At 67.5% G+C, this 15,561-nt stretch carries 17 protein-coding genes; 12 read left to right on the forward strand and 5 right to left on the reverse strand.

Features of this window, described 5'->3' with window-relative positions:
* The first annotated feature begins 1 nt into the window (after window position 1).
* From L1787_RS09380 to L1787_RS09400, 5 genes are all read left to right on the forward strand, one after another.
* Complete coding sequence (locus L1787_RS09380) at window positions 2–1,102, forward strand: microcin C ABC transporter permease YejB (protein ID WP_235708540.1); 1,101 nt, start codon at window positions 2–4, stop codon at window positions 1,100–1,102.
* A 2-nt stretch (window positions 1,103–1,104) separates the two neighbouring features.
* Window positions 1,105–2,367: an ABC transporter permease gene (locus L1787_RS09385; RefSeq protein WP_235708541.1), complete on the forward strand. Its 1,263-nt coding sequence runs from the start codon at window positions 1,105–1,107 to the stop codon at window positions 2,365–2,367.
* A 103-nt stretch (window positions 2,368–2,470) separates the two neighbouring features.
* Window positions 2,471–4,102, forward strand: coding sequence for an ABC transporter ATP-binding protein (locus L1787_RS09390; protein WP_235708542.1), 1,632 nt, complete (start codon window positions 2,471–2,473; stop codon window positions 4,100–4,102).
* 227 nt (window positions 4,103–4,329) lie between these two features.
* On the forward strand, window positions 4,330–5,124 hold the full coding sequence (locus L1787_RS09395) for a M48 family metallopeptidase (RefSeq protein ID WP_235708543.1): 795 nt from the start codon (window positions 4,330–4,332) through the stop codon (window positions 5,122–5,124).
* Window positions 5,124–6,083 carry an AEC family transporter gene (locus L1787_RS09400; protein WP_235708544.1) on the forward strand — a complete coding sequence of 320 codons (960 nt, stop codon included), beginning with the start codon at window positions 5,124–5,126 and terminating at the stop codon, window positions 6,081–6,083. The genes L1787_RS09395 and L1787_RS09400 overlap by 1 nt, the downstream gene beginning before the upstream one ends.
* A 60-nt stretch (window positions 6,084–6,143) precedes the next feature.
* Here L1787_RS09400 and L1787_RS09405 read toward each other — a convergent pair whose 3' ends face one another.
* Entirely contained in the window at window positions 6,144–6,503 is a 360-nt protein-coding gene (locus L1787_RS09405) for an NIPSNAP family protein (RefSeq protein ID WP_235708545.1), read from the reverse strand.
* 70 nt (window positions 6,504–6,573) lie between these two features.
* Here L1787_RS09405 and L1787_RS09410 point away from each other — a divergent pair, with 70 nt between their 5' ends.
* Complete coding sequence (locus L1787_RS09410; protein ID WP_235708546.1) at window positions 6,574–7,281, forward strand: ArsR/SmtB family transcription factor; 708 nt, start codon at window positions 6,574–6,576, stop codon at window positions 7,279–7,281.
* 435 nt (window positions 7,282–7,716) lie between these two features.
* Complete coding sequence (locus L1787_RS09415; RefSeq protein WP_235708547.1) at window positions 7,717–8,079, forward strand: hypothetical protein; 363 nt, start codon at window positions 7,717–7,719, stop codon at window positions 8,077–8,079.
* Between the two features lie 29 nt (window positions 8,080–8,108).
* Here the strand turns inward: L1787_RS09415 and L1787_RS09420 are convergent, their stop codons facing one another.
* The 3 genes from L1787_RS09420 to L1787_RS09430 form a co-directional block, all read right to left on the reverse strand.
* The gene (locus L1787_RS09420) at window positions 8,109–9,698 is read right to left on the reverse strand and encodes a TRAP transporter large permease (protein ID WP_235708720.1); all 1,590 of its coding nucleotides are present in this window, start codon (window positions 9,696–9,698) and stop codon (window positions 8,109–8,111) included.
* A 29-nt stretch (window positions 9,699–9,727) separates the two neighbouring features.
* On the reverse strand, window positions 9,728–10,276 hold the full coding sequence (locus L1787_RS09425; protein WP_235708548.1) for a TRAP transporter small permease subunit: 549 nt from the start codon (window positions 10,274–10,276) through the stop codon (window positions 9,728–9,730).
* Window positions 10,277–10,395: 119 nt separating this feature from the next.
* The gene (locus L1787_RS09430) at window positions 10,396–11,385 is read right to left on the reverse strand and encodes a TRAP transporter substrate-binding protein (RefSeq protein ID WP_369415078.1); all 990 of its coding nucleotides are present in this window, start codon (window positions 11,383–11,385) and stop codon (window positions 10,396–10,398) included.
* 358 nt (window positions 11,386–11,743) lie between these two features.
* Here L1787_RS09430 and L1787_RS09435 point away from each other — a divergent pair, with 358 nt between their 5' ends.
* From L1787_RS09435 to L1787_RS09455, 5 genes are all read left to right on the forward strand, one after another.
* Window positions 11,744–11,941 (forward strand): hypothetical protein, encoded by a 198-nt coding sequence (locus L1787_RS09435; RefSeq protein ID WP_235708550.1) that lies wholly within the window; start codon window positions 11,744–11,746, stop codon window positions 11,939–11,941.
* A gap of 114 nt (window positions 11,942–12,055) precedes the next feature.
* Entirely contained in the window at window positions 12,056–12,817 is a 762-nt protein-coding gene (locus L1787_RS09440) for a gamma-glutamyl-gamma-aminobutyrate hydrolase family protein (RefSeq protein WP_235708551.1), read from the forward strand.
* Window positions 12,818–12,831: 14 nt separating this feature from the next.
* Window positions 12,832–13,449, forward strand: a complete 618-nt coding sequence (gene nthA / locus L1787_RS09445; protein ID WP_235708552.1) for a nitrile hydratase subunit alpha — start codon at window positions 12,832–12,834, stop codon at window positions 13,447–13,449.
* Window positions 13,446–14,066, forward strand: a complete 621-nt coding sequence (gene nthB, locus L1787_RS09450; protein WP_235708553.1) for a nitrile hydratase subunit beta — start codon at window positions 13,446–13,448, stop codon at window positions 14,064–14,066. Before nthA ends, nthB begins: the two co-directional genes overlap by 4 nt.
* Window positions 14,063–14,413: a nitrile hydratase accessory protein gene (locus L1787_RS09455; protein WP_235708554.1), complete on the forward strand. Its 351-nt coding sequence runs from the start codon at window positions 14,063–14,065 to the stop codon at window positions 14,411–14,413. The genes nthB and L1787_RS09455 overlap by 4 nt, the downstream gene beginning before the upstream one ends.
* 435 nt (window positions 14,414–14,848) lie before the next feature.
* Here L1787_RS09455 and rsmD read toward each other — a convergent pair whose 3' ends face one another.
* On the reverse strand, window positions 14,849–15,400 hold the full coding sequence (rsmD, locus tag L1787_RS09460; protein WP_235708555.1) for a 16S rRNA (guanine(966)-N(2))-methyltransferase RsmD: 552 nt from the start codon (window positions 15,398–15,400) through the stop codon (window positions 14,849–14,851).
* Window positions 15,401–15,561 lie beyond the last annotated feature (161 nt).

Genomic DNA, 15,561 nt, shown 5'->3' on the forward strand with positions numbered 1-15,561 from the left:
GATGGCCGCCTACATATTCCGCCGACTTCTGTTGATGGTGCCGACGCTGTTCGGCGTCATGCTGATCTCGTTCGTGATCGTCCAGTTCGCGCCGGGCGGCCCGGTCGAGAAGGTGATCGCGGAGCTTCGCGGCACCAACGTGTCGGCGACCGCCCGCGTCTCGGGCGGCAGCCAGTCCGGCGACTTCACCGGCGCGACGAGCGGCTCGGGCGACGGCTCGCCCTATCGCGGGGCGCAGGGGCTCGACCCGGAATTCATCGCCGATCTCGAGCGCCAGTTCGGCTTCGACAAGCCGCCGATCGAGCGCTTCGTCACGATGCTCGGCAACTATCTCACCTTCGATTTCGGCGAGAGCTATTTCCGCGACCGCAGCGTCCTCGAGCTGATCGCCGAGAAAATGCCGGTCTCGATCTCGCTCGGCCTCTGGATGACGCTGATCTCCTACGCGATCTCGATCCCGCTCGGCATCCGCAAGGCGGTGAAAGACGGATCGGCGTTCGACGTGTGGACGTCCGGCATCATCATCGTCGCCTACGCCATTCCGGGCTTTCTGTTCGCCGTCCTCCTGATCGTGCTCTTCGCCGGCGGCTCCTTCTGGAACATCTTCCCGCTCGGCGGTCTCGTCTCGGAGAATTGGGAGCAGCTTTCCTGGCCGGCCCGGATCCTGGACTATTTCTGGCACATGGCGCTGCCGCTGACGGCGCTCTCCCTCTCCGCCTTCGCGACGACGACGCTGCTGACGAAGAACTCCTTCTTGGAGGAGATCCGCAAACAATATGTCCTCACCGCGCGGATGAAGGGCCTGTCGGACCGGGAGGTGCTCTATGGCCATGTCTTCCGCAACGCGATGCTCATCATCATCGCCGGCTTTCCCGGCGCCTTCATCAGCGCCTTCTTCACCGGCTCGCTGCTGATCGAAACGATCTTCAACCTCGACGGGCTCGGCCTTCTCGGCTTCGAAAGCGTGATCGATCGTGATTATCCGATCGTGTTCGGGACGCTCTACATCTTCTCGCTGCTCGCGCTCGTCGTGAACCTCGTGTCCGACCTCACCTACACATGGGTCGATCCCCGCATCGATTTCGAAAGCCGGGAGGTCTGATCATGGTGACGACCCAGAACGAGACCACCCGCCCGGCGACACCATCCGACGAAGACGGGCCCGACAAGCCGTTCGGCGCAAACCGACAGCGTGAGCCCGAGCCCGGCGAGGCGCTCGAGACGACGTTCGAGGAGCGCGAGGCGACGGTGCTGCCGACCGGCGCCGGCTTCGGGACGGCGACGACGCTCAACCAGCGCCGCTGGCGTCTCTTCAAGGCGCACCGTCGCGGCTTCTGGTCCCTCTGGATCTTCCTCGTCCTCTTCGTGCTGACGCTGTTCGCCGAGTTCATCGCCAACGATCGCCCGCTGATCGTCTCCTATCAGGGCGAAATCCTCTTCCCGGTCCTCGTCGACTACCCGGAGGAGAAATTCGGCGGCTTCCTCGCGCGGACCGACTATCGCGATCCCTTCATCCAGGAGGAGATCGAGGCGAACGGCTGGATGGTCTGGCCGCCGATCCGTTACGATTATCGCGCGGTCAACAACACGCCGCCGACCCCGCTGCCCTCCGCGCCGTCCTGGATGTTCACGAAGGCCGAGCGTTGCGCCAACATGGCGGGCGGCGTCGACGACCCGTCCTGCACGATCTGGAACTGGAACTGGCTCGGCACCGACGATCAGGGCCGCGACGTTCTCGCCCGCGTCATTTACGGGTTCCGCATATCGATCCTGTTCGGCCTCGTCCTCACCGCCGCCTCCTCCGTCATCGGCGTTGCGGCCGGCGCCGTGCAGGGCTATTTCGGCGGCTGGACCGACCTTCTCTTCCAGCGCGTGATCGAGATCTGGACGTCGGTGCCGGCGCTCTACATCATTTTGATCCTGTCGGCCGTCTTCACGCCGAGCTTCTTCCTCCTGCTCGGGATCCTCCTCGTCTTCTCGTGGGTGGCGCTCGTCGGCGTGGTGCGGGCGGAATTCCTGCGCGCCCGCAATTTCGAGTATGTGGCGGCGGCGCGGGCGCTCGGGGTGCGCAGTCTCACCATCATGTGGCGGCATCTGTTGCCCAACGCGATGGTGGCGACGCTGACCTTCCTGCCCTTCATCATGAACGGCTCGATCACGACCCTCACCTCGCTCGACTTTCTGGGCTTCGGCCTGCCGCCGGGCTCACCGTCGCTCGGCGAGCTCCTCGCCCAGGGCAAGAACAACATCCAGGCCCCCTGGCTCGGCATCTCCGGCTTCATCGTGATCTCGCTGATGCTGTCGCTCCTGATCTTCATCGGCGAGGCCGTCCGCGACGCCTTCGATCCGCGAAAGACGTTCACATGAAGCGGGGCGAGATGACGCTTTTCCGGACCGCGGAGGGCCGGACCCCGTCGCGGCGCGGCGGCGATGAGGCGCCCCGCACGCGCCCCGGCGCAAAGGATCACCGATGAGCAGCAGCGCCCCCCTCCTCGCGATCGAGGATCTTTCCGTCGCCTTCCATCAGGAGGGGCGGACCAACATCGCGGTCGACCATGTGTCGCTCTCGGTGAACAAAGGCGAGACACTCGCCGTCGTCGGCGAATCGGGGTCGGGCAAGTCGGTCACCGCGCTATCCTGCGTGCGGCTGCTCAATTATCCGGCGGCCTCCCACCCCTCGGGGCGGATCCTCTTCAAGGGGCGGGACATGCTGACCCTTCCGCCCAAGGAGCTGCAGACGGTCCGCGGCAACGACATCACCATGATCTTTCAGGAGCCGATGACCTCGCTCAATCCGCTCCACAAGGTCGAGAAACAAGTCGGCGAGATCCTGCGCCGCCATCGCGGCCTGTCGGACCGGGCGGCTCGCGAGCGCACGCTGGAGCTTCTCCACGCCGTCGGTATCCGCGAGCCGGAAAAGCGGCTCGGGAGCTATCCGCATCAGCTCTCCGGCGGGCAACGCCAGCGCGTGATGATCGCGATGGCGCTCGCCAACGAGCCCGACCTTCTGATCGCCGACGAGCCCACCACCGCCCTCGACGTCACGGTGCAGGCGCAGATCCTCGCCCTCCTGAAGGAAATTCAGGCCCGCGAGGGTATGGCGATGCTGTTCATCACCCATGATCTCGGCATCGTCCGCAAGATCGCCGATCGCGTCGCCGTGATGACCGACGGCAAGGTGGTGGAGACCGGGCCGACGGAACAGGTGTTCACCAATCCCACGCACGCTTATACGCGCCACCTCCTCGCCGCGGAGCCGAAGGGCCGCGCGCCCGAGCCCAACCCGAACGCACCGATCGTGGTCGAGACCAAGGACCTCAAGGTCTGGTTCCCGGTCAAGCGCGGGCTGATGCGGCGCACGGTCGACCATATCAAGGCGGTCGACGGCATCGACCTCACGGTGCGCAAGGGCGAAACGCTCGGCGTCGTGGGCGAATCGGGGTCCGGCAAGACGACGCTCGGCTTCGCGATCCTGCGCCTCATCGCCTCGGAAGGCCGCATCGTCTTCATGGGCGACGCGATCGACAGCCGCTCCTGGGGCACCATGCGGCCGCTCCGCTCGAAGATGCAGATCGTCTTCCAGGATCCTTACGGCTCCCTCTCCCCGCGCATGTCGATCGGCGAGATCATCGCCGAGGGGCTCAAGGTCCACACCGACATGAACGCCAAGGAGCGGGACGATGCCGTCGTGAAGGCCCTCGTCGAAGTGGGTCTCGATCCGGCGACGCGGTCGCGCTATCCGCACGAATTCTCCGGCGGCCAGCGCCAGCGCATCGCGATCGCCCGCGCGCTCGTCCTCGAACCGGACTTCATCATGCTGGACGAGCCGACGAGCGCGCTCGACCGCTCCGTCCAGGCCCAGGTCGTCGACCTTCTGCGCGACGTGCAGAAGCGGCACGACCTCACCTTCCTGTTCATCTCTCACGATCTCCAGGTCGTGCGGGCTCTCGCCAACGAGGTGATCGTCATGCGCGGCGGCAAGGTCGTCGAGCGGGGCGCCACCCGTGATATTTTCGACGCACCGAAGACCGATTATACCCGCGCGCTGATGGCGGCGGCCCTCAATCACGAGCAAGCGCCCACCGGAGTCGTGGCCGACTGACGGTTCGTTCATTCCTCGTCGTTACATGGCACCATGACGACGAGCGAATCGCTGGCTTTCCGTCCCTCGCAGGTCGAGGATGCGGGATGCCCTATCGGTCGCCGCCGGCGTTTCGCCGGCCGTGACCCATTCTGGAGCGGCCTTATGGTCCGAGGTGAGGATGCACCGACCGCGAAAGACGGCCCGCCGGCCGTCGCTGGCGTGCGTCCTCGCGCGGGGGGCCGGCCATGATGCGGCGCCTCTTCCAGGAGCGACAACCGTCCGTCGCGGGCGAACGGCTCAACGCCGCCCGGCGCGAGCAGCTCGTCGCCCGCCTCACCGACGAACCCGTCACCATCGACGTGCGCCGTTCGCGCGGGGCCAAGCGCATGACCTTGCGCATTCCGCCCGGCCACGCGAACCCCGTCGTCACCATCCCGCAACGCGCCTCGATGTCCTCGGCCGAGCGGTTCGTGAAGAGCCAGGCGGCGTGGCTGACCGCGCGCCTGTCGGAACGCGCGCCGGCTCAGCCCTTCATCCATGGCGGAACCATCCCGCTGCGCGGCGAGCCGCATTTGATCGAGGCGACCGGCGCCGTGCGCGGCGTCGTCACCATCGTCGATGACGCAGATGGGCCGACGCTCCTCATTCCCGGCACGCCGCAGCACCTGCCGCGCCGCCTCGCCGACTATCTGCGCCGCGCCGCGCGCGACGACCTCCATGTCGCGGTCGAGGAGTTCGCCGCCCGTGTCAATCGCCGGCCGACGGCGCTCCGCATCAAGGACACGCGCGCCCAATGGGGTTCGTGCAGCCCGTCCGGCGTCCTCTCCTTCTCGTGGCGTCTCGTCCTCGCGCCGCCCTTCGTCCTGCGCTATGTCGCGGCGCACGAGGTCGCGCACCTCATCGAGCTCAACCATTCGGCCGCCTTCTGGAAGCTGAATGCCGAGCTCGACCCGGACCATGAGCGGGCGCGCGCCTGGCTGAAGCGCCACGGACGAATGCTCCATTCCGTCGGCGCGGAAGGACCATCGGCACAGATCTGATGTCTCTCGGCGCGCTCTTATCGGTGGTCCTGCCGGTTTTCGGCTTTATCGGTCTCGGCTATGCGGTCGTCGCCGTCCGATTGATCAAGCAGGAGACCGGCGACGCGCTCGCGACGTTCGTCTTCACCATCGCGGTGCCGATCCTCCTCTTCCGCGCCCTCGGCACCCTCGCGATGCCCGAGATCGACCCGTGGCCGTTCTGGTTCACTTACTTCACGGGCGCGTTCATCAACATCGCGATCGGCATCTTCGTCATCACGCGCTTTTTCGGGCGCGACATGCGGGCGGGGGTGATCGGCGGGATGTCCGCCGCGTTCGCCAACAGCGTGATGGTCGGCGTGCCGGTGCTCAATCAGGCGTTCGGCGAGCCGGGCCTCGTGATCGGCTTCATCCTCGTCGCCGTCCACATGCCGATCATGATGACGGTCTCCACCTTCCTGATCGAGTTCGCCGAGCATCGGGACGGCCTCTCCCGCAGCAAGATCGACTTCGCCGGCGCCGGAAAGCGCATCGTCCGCTCGCTCAGTAAGAACCCGATGGTGATCGCCATCCTGTGCGGCGTCGCCTTCCGCGCGACGGGGCTGCCGATGGAGGGCGTCCCGCGTACCTTGATCGACCGCCTGTCGGACACGGCGATTCCCCTCGCCTTGATGTCGCTCGGCATGAGCCTCAACAAATACGGGATCCGCGGCAACGTGAAGCCCGCGATCGCGCTCAGCGTGGTGAAGCTTCTGATCATGCCGGCGATCGTCTACGTCATCGCCGTGCCGATCATGGGGCTTCCGCCGATCGCGGCCGCCGCCGCCGTGATCACCGCGGCGTGTCCGACGGGCGTCAACGCCTACCTCATCGCGACTTATTTCAACACCGGCCTCGCGCTGTCGGCGAACACCATCACGATCACCACTGCGATCTCCGTGGTGACGTTCACGATGTGGCTAGCGGTGTTCGGACACTGAGCCGGCCGGCGGGGGATGTTCGTCCGCCGGCCCGCCCGCGTCACCCGGCGGGGCCGTGCCTCAGGCGAATGCGTCGATCCGGCCCTCTTCGGTGCGAGAGACGGCGCGTTCCGGCGGTGCATCGACCCGGCGCAGAAAGGTGCGATCCTCGCGCATGACGAAGCATTCCCGCTCGGCGAAAGCGAAGTTCTGCCGCCCCAACGGATCCTCGGCGAGCCGTGCGCGATAGGCTTCGTAGGCGGCGAGGCTGTCGATATTGTAGATCCCGTAGGCCAGCGTCGCCGACCCCTCGTGCGGCGCATAATAGCCGACGAGATCGGCGCCGCAGCGCGGGATCGCGACGCCCCAGTTGCGCGCATAATGCGCGAACGCCAGGCGCTTCGTCGGATCGATATGATAGCGGATGATGCAAGTGAGCATGGCGGACCTCCTTCGTGTCGCTCCGCTATAGGCGGTTGTCGGCCTCCCATAGTTCGGTTACGATCGAAGTATGAAAGAAGGGCCTGACATCGCGCGCATCGGCGCCCTTATCGGCGATCCGGCCCGCGCCAACATGCTGACCGCCTTGATGAGCGGGAAGGCACTCACCGTCACCGAGCTGTCCGCCGAGGCGGGCGTCACGCTGCAGACCGCGAGCGCGCATCTCGCCAAGCTCGAGGCCGGCGGTTTCGTCGCCCCACGCAAGCAGGGCCGCCACAAATATTATGCCCTCGCCGGGGACGCGGTCGTCGGCACGCTCGAGGCGCTGATGGGGCTCGCCGCCGACAAGGGGCACCTGCGGACGCGGACCGGCCCGCGCGATCCGGCGCTGCGCGAGGCGCGCGTGTGTTACAATCACCTCGCCGGCGACATGGGCGTGCGGCTCTATCGGAGCCTCCTCGCACGCGGCCATCTCCGAACCGCCGATGACGGGCTGACCGCCAGCGAAGACGGCATCGCCTTCGCCGCCTCGTTCGGGATCGACATCGCGCAGCTCACCGCCGCCCGCGCGCCTTTGTGCCGGGAGTGCCTCGATTGGAGCGAGCGGCGCTCGCACCTCGCCGGCGCGCTCGGCCGCGCCTTCCTCGCCGAGATCTACGCCAAGGGATGGGCGGCGCGGGTGCCCGACTCGCGGATCGTCCGCTTCACCCCATCCGGCCGCGCCGCATTCCAGAACGCCTTTCCGGTTCCCTCCGAAACGCCGACATCGCCGCTATAGCCGTTTTGCGGTGAACCGAATAGCGCGCAACCCATGCGCGTCCTGGCCGTCGGCCGCGCCGCGCGTTCAGCGTACGCGATCCCATCCGCCAGCACGGCACACGCATGACGAGAACGCACCGAAACGACGTCATTTGCGTCGTGGCGCGCGCCGTCGCACCTTAGGGGCGACAGGCCGCCATGTCCGACCGGGCCGGGCCGCCGTCACAGGATGGGACGTCGATCATGTATCCGCGCACGAGCGCCGAGAATCATTGGATCGACGGGGGCCGAGCACCGCGGCACCCGGTTCAGCCGCCACGATGAGCGTCGGGGGCCGTCGCCGCGTCAGGCGCCCGCCCCTTCACCGACGACGATGATCCGCATGGGGCGAGCCCGCCATGCGAAGCCGCTCGGGGCGCTTCGGCCCCATTGGCGGCGCGACGGATGCCGAACCATGCGCACCCCACCCGACGACCCCGAAACCCCTCAAAAGCGCCCACCGCCTGAGGCGCCGGCCGGCCTGACACCACGCGACACCGTCGCCGCCCTCATGGCGCTGCTGGACGCTGATACGCGAACGCCCGCGGCCGACGCGGCGATCCCGCACGCCCCGGTCGCGACGCCGACCGCGCCGCCGACCACGATCGAGGCGGACGAGAGCCGCGGCGCGCCGAAGGGATTCACGCTCTGCCGCACGCCGGACGGCCTCGTGCTCGGCGTGGTCCTCGCCCCCGCGGGGGCGGCCTACGAGACTTACGAGCCGCAGCGCCGTCCCGCGGTGGTGCGGGAGCTCCTCGATGACGGCATCATCGCCTGACGGAAACGCCCCGCGAGCGGGGCGGCCCGTCAGGTCCCGCCATACATCAGTTCGGGCAACCACGTCGCGAGCTGCGGCACGTGCCAAAGGGCGACGAGCATCAGGATCTGGATCAGCACGAAGGGGATGATCCCGAGATAGATCGACGTCGTCTTCACCTCGGGTGGTGCGACGCCACGCAGGTAGAACAGCGCGAAACCGAAAGGCGGCGTCAGGAACGAGGTCTGGAGGTTCACCGCCATCATGACGCCGAGCCAGACCGGGCTCATGGTCGATCCGTCCGGCATCTCGAGCATCAGGAGAACCGGCGCCACCAGCGGCACCACGACGAAGACGATCTCGAGGAAGTCGAGGAAGAAGCCGAGCACGAACATGATCAGCATCACCGCGATCATCGCGCCGAGCGCGCCGCCGGGCATGCCTTCCAGCGCCTCGCGCACCAATTCGTCGCCGCCGAGCCCGCGAAAGACGAGGCTGAAGAGCGCCGCGCCGATCAGGATGACGAACACCATCGAGGTGATCTGCGCGGTCGAGCGGATGACTGAAGTCAGCACCCGCGCCTGCGCGATCCGGTAGAGCGCCATCACGAGGCCGAGGACGACGATCACGAGGAGCACCAGCGCGGCATAGATGCCGATCATGTCGCCCTCGGGGATGACCGAGCGGGAAACGCGCAGGTCCATCATTCCGGTCAGCACGAGGAGGCCGATCAGCGCGAACACGGCCGCGTAGATGAGATAGGGCCGCCCTTCGTCGAGCCGGTAGCCGGCGAGGAGCATCGCGCCCACCCCACCGACCGCCGCCGCCTCGGTCGGCGTCGCGATGCCGGCGAGGATCGAGCCGAGCACGGCGACGATCAGGCCGATCGGCGGCACGAGGGCGTGGATGATGCGCTGGAACGTGATCGGGTCGGAATCGTCGCGCGGGATCGGCGGCGCAGCGGACGGCCGGACGAACGCGACGAAGACCATGTACAACATGTAGCAGAGGACGAGCACGATCCCCGGCACGAGTGCGCCCGCGAAGAGATCGCCGACCGAGACCGGAGGTCCCGGCGCGAACGAATAATCACCGGTCGCCCACGCCTGTTCCTGCAGGACCCGCTGGGATTCCTGATAGGCGTTGGAGATCTGGTCACCGAGAATGACGAGGACGATCGACGGCGGAATGATCTGCCCGAGCGTCCCCGATGCGGCGATCGTCCCGGATGCCAGCGCCGGCGAATAGCCGTAGCGCAGCATCGTCGGCAGCGACAGGAGCCCCATGGTGACGACGGTGGCGCCGACGATGCCGGTCGACGCCGCGAGCAGCGCGCCGACGATGCAGACCGCGATGCCGAGACCGCCATGGAGCGGGCCGAAGAGCTGGCCCATCGTCTGCAGCAGCTCCTCGGCGACCCGGCTTCGCTCCAGCATCACCCCCATGAAGACGAAGAGCGGCACGGCGACGAGCACCTCGTTCGTCATCGTGCCGTAGATGCGCTGCGGGAGCGCGTTCACGAAGGCGAAATCGAAGACGCCGAAGGACATGCCGAGAAAGGCGAAGATCAGCCCCGTGCCGGCCAGCGTGAAGGCGACGGGAAAGCCGGAAAGGAGCAGCACGACGGCTGCCCCGAACATGATGAGATCGAGCGTGCCTGCGATATCCACTAGACGGCGGCTCCCCCGGCCTCACCATGATGGTGGCGCGACGGCTCGGCCGCGCGTCCCGTGAGGGCGATCAGCGAGCGCAGGATGATGACCACCGCCTGCGCAGCCAGCATGATGCCGAACACGGGAATCGCCGTCTTCAGAACGAAGACGGCGGGAATGCCGGAACTCTCCATCGATTTCTCAAAGATGCGCCACGAGTTCGCGACATAGGGCCAGCTCGACACCACGATGACGATCGACACCGGCAGGAGGAGGACGATCGAGCCGAGCAGGTTCACCACCGCGCGCGTGCGCAGGGAGGCGCCACGATAGAAGATGTCGACCCGCACGTGCCCGTCATCCGACAAGGTGTAGGCGGCGGCGAGCAGGAACAGGAAGCCGTGCATGTAGAGGATCGATTCCTGCGCCCAGAGATTGCCGACGCCGAACACGTAGCGGGCGACGACGACTCCGAACTGAACCAGCACCATCAACAGCACGAACCAGGCGACGACCTTACCGACGAAGCGGTTCGTGTTGTCGATCGTGGTGGCCAGCGTTTCCATGGGGACTGCGCAATTACCGAAGGTTGGACGATGACATGACAAAACGGGGCGACGCGGCGGCGTCCCCCCGAATCGGTCAGACGTGGTGCCCTTTCAGGATCACCACGAACGAGGCGAAATTAAGCGTCACCCAACGTACGGGTGCGCTCGTTGGTAAAAGCCTGCTCGGCGATCTGCGTCCACGCGCGCAGATCCTTGCGGGCCTTCAAGTAGCTGTCGCGGATCCGCTTGGCGAGATCGTCGTGCTCGCCGATCGCCGCGACCACCTCTTCGGACGCCTTCGCAAAGCCGTCGAACACGTCGTCCGGGTACTTCTTCAGCTGGACGCCGTGCTGGTTGACGAGCGTGCTGAGCGCCTGACCGTTCTTCGCCGTGAACTCGGCATAGACGTTGTCGTTATCGGCGGTGCAGCACTGCTGGACGATGATCTGATCGGTCTTCGACAGCTCGTCGAAAGCGGCCTGGTTGATGCCGGCCGTGATCGCGGCGCTCGGCTCCTGGAAGCCCGGATAGTAGTAGTATTTCGCGACGCGATAGAAGCCGAAGGCGAGGTCGTTCAGCGGGCCGACGAATTCCGTCGCGTCGATCGCGCCGGACTGGAGCGCCTGGAAGATTTCGCCCGCCGGCAGCGCGACGACATTGACGCCGAGCTTGCGCAGAACCTCGCCGCCCATGCCGGGCGCGCGGAATTTGAGGCCCTGGAGATCGTCGACCGAGGTGATCTCGTTGCGGAACCAGCCGCCCATCTGCGTGCCGGTGTTGCCGGCGGCGAACGGCTTGATGCCGAACCGGCCGGACAGCTCGTTCCACAGCGCCTGTCCGCCGCCGTGCATGATCCAGGCGTTGAACTCGGACGTGATGAGGCCCATCGGGACCGCGGTGAAGAAGGCGAAGGCCGGATGCTTGCCTTGGAAATAATAGTCGGGCGAGTGATAGATCTCGGCCGTCCGGTTCGCCACCGCGTCGAACACCTCGAAGGCGGGGACGAGTTCGCCCGCGGCGTACAGCTTCACCGTGACGCGGCCGTCGGTCGCGGCGGTGATATTGTCAGCCAGACGCTGCGCGCCGACGCCGAGGCCGGGGAAATTCTTTGGCCAGGCCGTCACCATCTTCCACTCATGGCGACCTTGTGCCACAGCGGGGGCAGCAAGCGCCGTGGTGCCAGCGGCCGCGGCAGCAACGCCGGTCGTCCGCAAAAATGAACGACGATCCATCTCGGTCTTCCTCCCTATTAAATGCCCTTCTGGGCCGTGACCACGGCCGGAAATGAGCGCGTGGTGTAATCCGTCCTCACGTGTATGGACAAGTCCCGGCACACGTCGAGCTGCGAATTGCATATTAAGCGATTTTAATAGTCATTCTGCCTCAATGCTAAGCAATCGGCGTGGCGTGCAAGAGCGCGTGATTGCATTTGCAGAGTGCCTGCGCCGGATCCATCTTCTGAGCGGTCATTCTGGAGCTTGAAACATGCTGATCCGCATTACGACAACGGCACTCGTCCTCGCCTCCCTCGCCGCGACCGGTCCCGCCTTCGCCCGCACCGACTGGACGGTTCCCGCTCCGCTCGGCGCCGAGGAACTCGCCCGCACCTGCCCGATGATCAATATCGGCACGCCGAGCAAGCCGCGCCTCGTGAAGGATCCGGCCTGCTCCAGCGGCCGCTGAGGTCGTCGCAGCAACCGAGGCCGCCGCGGCCGCGCGCGCCCGGCAACGCGCCTCTTCGCGTTGCCGGGATCGGCATGTTAGATTGCGGCAGGGTCCGGGACGGAGTTTGGTTTTTTGTCGCAGCCGATTGTGATCGTGTCGTGCGACACGATCGAGCACAACATGTTGATCTGGTCGGGCGGGCCGGCCTCCTATCTCAACGCCGTCGCGATGGTCGGCTGTCTGCCGCTCCAACTTCCGACGATTCATGAGCGGATCGACCCCGCCCCCCTTCTCGACGTCGTGTCGGGGATCGTCCTGTCGGGCGCCCGCTCCAATGTCCATCCGTCCGAATATGGCAGCGACAATGTCGAGGGCGCCTCGCCGTTCGATCGCCAGCGCGACCGGATCACGCTGCCGCTGATCCGTGAGGCGATCGCCCGCGGGGTCCCGCTTTTGTGTATCTGCCGCGGCAACCAGGAGCTGAACGTCGCCCTTGGCGGCACGCTTCACACCGAGGTGCACGAGCTCCCCGGCCGGGAGGATCATCGCGGCGTCCCGCAGCCGGACCTCGACGTCTGGTTCGGCCTCAAGCACGACGTCGCGCCCGAGCCCGGCAGCCTACTCGCCCGCGTCCTCGGTGACATTCCGGTTCGCGTGAATTCGGCGCACCGGCAGGGGATCGACCGGCTGGGCGAAGGGCTCGCCGTCGATGCCCGCGCGCCGGACGGCACGATCGAGGCGGTGAGCCTGCCGTCGGCCCGCGCCTTCACGCTCGGCGTCCAGTGGCATCCCGAGCATTTCGTCCGCACCGACGGCCCGTCCCGTGCGATCTTCGACGCCTTCGCCGACGCCTGCCGCGCCCACGCCGCCCAGCGCTCGCGCGTCGCCGCCTGACGAGAGAACCAGCGATGAGCACAGATCACGCCGATCACAGCCACCTTTCCGATATGGACGTCAGGGTCCGTGCGCTGCAATCGGTCCTCGAGGAGAAGGGGTTCGTCGACCCCGCTGCGCTCGACGAGCTCGTGACGCTCTACGAACACGAAGTCGGCCCGCAGAACGGCGCGAGGGTCGTCGCGCGAGCCTGGACCGATTCCGACTATGCGGCCCGCCTCTTCGCGAGCGCCGGGCCCGCGATCGCCGAGCTCGGCTATAGCGGCCGGCAGGGCGAGCACATGGTGGCGCTCCAGAACACGCCGGAGACGCACAACATGGTCGTCTGTACCTTGTGCTCCTGTTACCCGTGGGCGGTGCTCGGCCTGCCGCCGACCTGGTACAAGGCGCCCGCCTACCGGGCGAAGGCGGTGGCCGATCCGCGCGGTGTGCTCGCCGATTTCGGCGTCAGCCTGCCGGAGGCGACCAAGATCCGCGTGTGGGATTCCACGGCGGAGATGCGCTATCTCGTCGTCCCCATGCGGCCCGAGGGCACCGACGGATGGTCGGAAGAGGCGCTCGCCGCGATCGTTACGCGCGATTCGATGATCGGCACGGGCTTGCCCCACGCCGACGAAGCGGCCGCCCGATGAACGGTCCGGCCGATCTCGGCGGCAAGCACGGCTTCGGCCCCGTCACCCCAGAGGTGGACGAGCCGGTCTTCCATGCCGATTGGGAGCGCACCGCCTTCGCGCTGACCCTCGCCATGGGTGCGGGCGGCTACTGGTCGCTCGACCGCTCCCGCTACATGCGCGAGACGCTGCCGCACACGACCTATTATTCCTCGACCTATTACGAGATCTGGTTCAAGGCGCTCGAGCGCCTTCTCGACGATGCCGGCATCAGCTCGGGCGAGACCGCGCCCAAACGCGTCCTCGCCGCCGACGAGGTCCGGCCGACAATGGGACGCGGCGGCCCGGTCTCGCGGCCCGGCCCGGCGCCGCGTTTTGCGGTCGGCGACCGGGTGAAGGTGAAGCCGATGCGGCCCGCGACCCACACCCGCGCGCCGGCCTATCTGCGTGGCCACACCGGCACGATCGTGATGATCCACGGCTGCCACGTCTTTCCCGACACCAACGCGCACGGCAAGGGCGAGAACCCGGCGCCACTCTATAATGTCGCCTTCCCGGCGGCCGACCTGTGGGGACCGGACACCACCGCCGCCGACATTCACGCCGATCTCTTCGAACCCTATCTCGACCCCGCATGACCGTCCCCGACGACCTCGCTTCCATCCGCTCCGACGATGACGAGCCGGCCTTCGCCGCCCCCTGGGAAGCGACCGCCTTCGCGCTGAAGGCGCATCTCGTGGCGACCGGCGTGCTCGACGCGGCCGCCTTCGCCACCCTCCTCGGCGAGGAAATGCGCAAGGACCACGCGGCGCAGGACGAGGGGACGGCCTATTTCGTGGCCTATGTCACCGCGCTCGAACGGGCGATCGCCACGATCGCGCCGCCCGAGCGCCTCGCCGCAGAGCAAGCCGCCTGGCGCGCCGCCGCCGAGGCGACCCCGCACGGCGCGCCCATCGTCCTCGACCGCTGCCGCGACAAGGCTTGAGGCGGGCGCAATCGGCGGCGCGCGGCCTGGCGACCGGGATCGGACTGACTCCACTCCTGGGAGCTGGGAGCTGGGAGCTGGGAGCTGGGAGCTGGGAGCTGGGAGCTGGGAGCTGGGAGCTGGGAGCGTGTCGCTCGGCCATGTCACGCGGATCGACCGCCCTTCAACAGACCGCCGGCGGATAACGCACCGCTGACGCAAGTCGCACGCGCGTCGGCGGACGACCGTTCGCGCCCCTCGCGACGTGACGCGACCCGGTCGCCGCCGGCCCGGCGCGAACGGCGGAACACAAGGCCGCCGACTCGGTGGCTTGAGATCGCGATGACGACGGCGCGCACTGGGGACGAGCGGAGAAACGCTCCTCCCAAGGTGGCCTCATGCAGCGCGCCGGCACGCGCGGATGACACGGCCGCCACGCGATCGGCGCGGCCCGCGTCAGACCGCCTGAAAAAAGCCGATGGCGCTTTCGCCGACGCGCCGCACATCGAGCCGCTCCCATCCGGGGATGGCCTCGGGCATCGCGTCGGCCCGCTCCTCCAGAACGGCGATCGCGCCGGGCGCGAGCCAGCCCTCCGCCGCCAGCGCCGCGAGCGCGGCCTCGCCGAGCTGATGGCCATAGGGCGGATCGGCGAAGACCAGCGTGAAGGGGGTGATGGCGCACGGCCCCGGCTTGGTCGCATCGCGCCGCCAGACGCGGGTGCGACCCGTCGCGCCGAGCGCCTCGACATTCTTGCGGATCACCGCGCGCGCCTCGGTCGCCGTCTCGACGAACAGCGCGAAGGCCGCGCCGCGTGACAACGCCTCGAGCCCGAGCGCGCCACTGCCGGCGAAGAGGTCGAGCACGCGGCCCGCGTCAAGCGCCTCCGGAAAGCGATGGACGAGGATGTTGAAGATCGTTTCGCGCAGACGATCCGTCGTCGGCCGTGTCGCATCCCCGCGCGGCGCGACGATCTGAGTGCCGCGCCGATTGCCGCCGACGATCCGCATAAGGCCTCCCCGCAATATCCGGCTTTTCTATCGACCTTGGCGCGCACGCTGTCGAGCGCTCCGACGAGCGCGCCCCCAGCGCGGCGCGGCCGGACCATTCCAGCCGCTCGGCGCGGTGATCGTGCGAGTCCGGCGAAACCCTTGCCCCATCGATGACCGCC

The sequence above is a fragment of the Acuticoccus kalidii genome (genome assembly GCF_021556395.1).
GTDB classification, from domain to species: Bacteria; Pseudomonadota; Alphaproteobacteria; order Rhizobiales; family Amorphaceae; genus Acuticoccus; species Acuticoccus kalidii.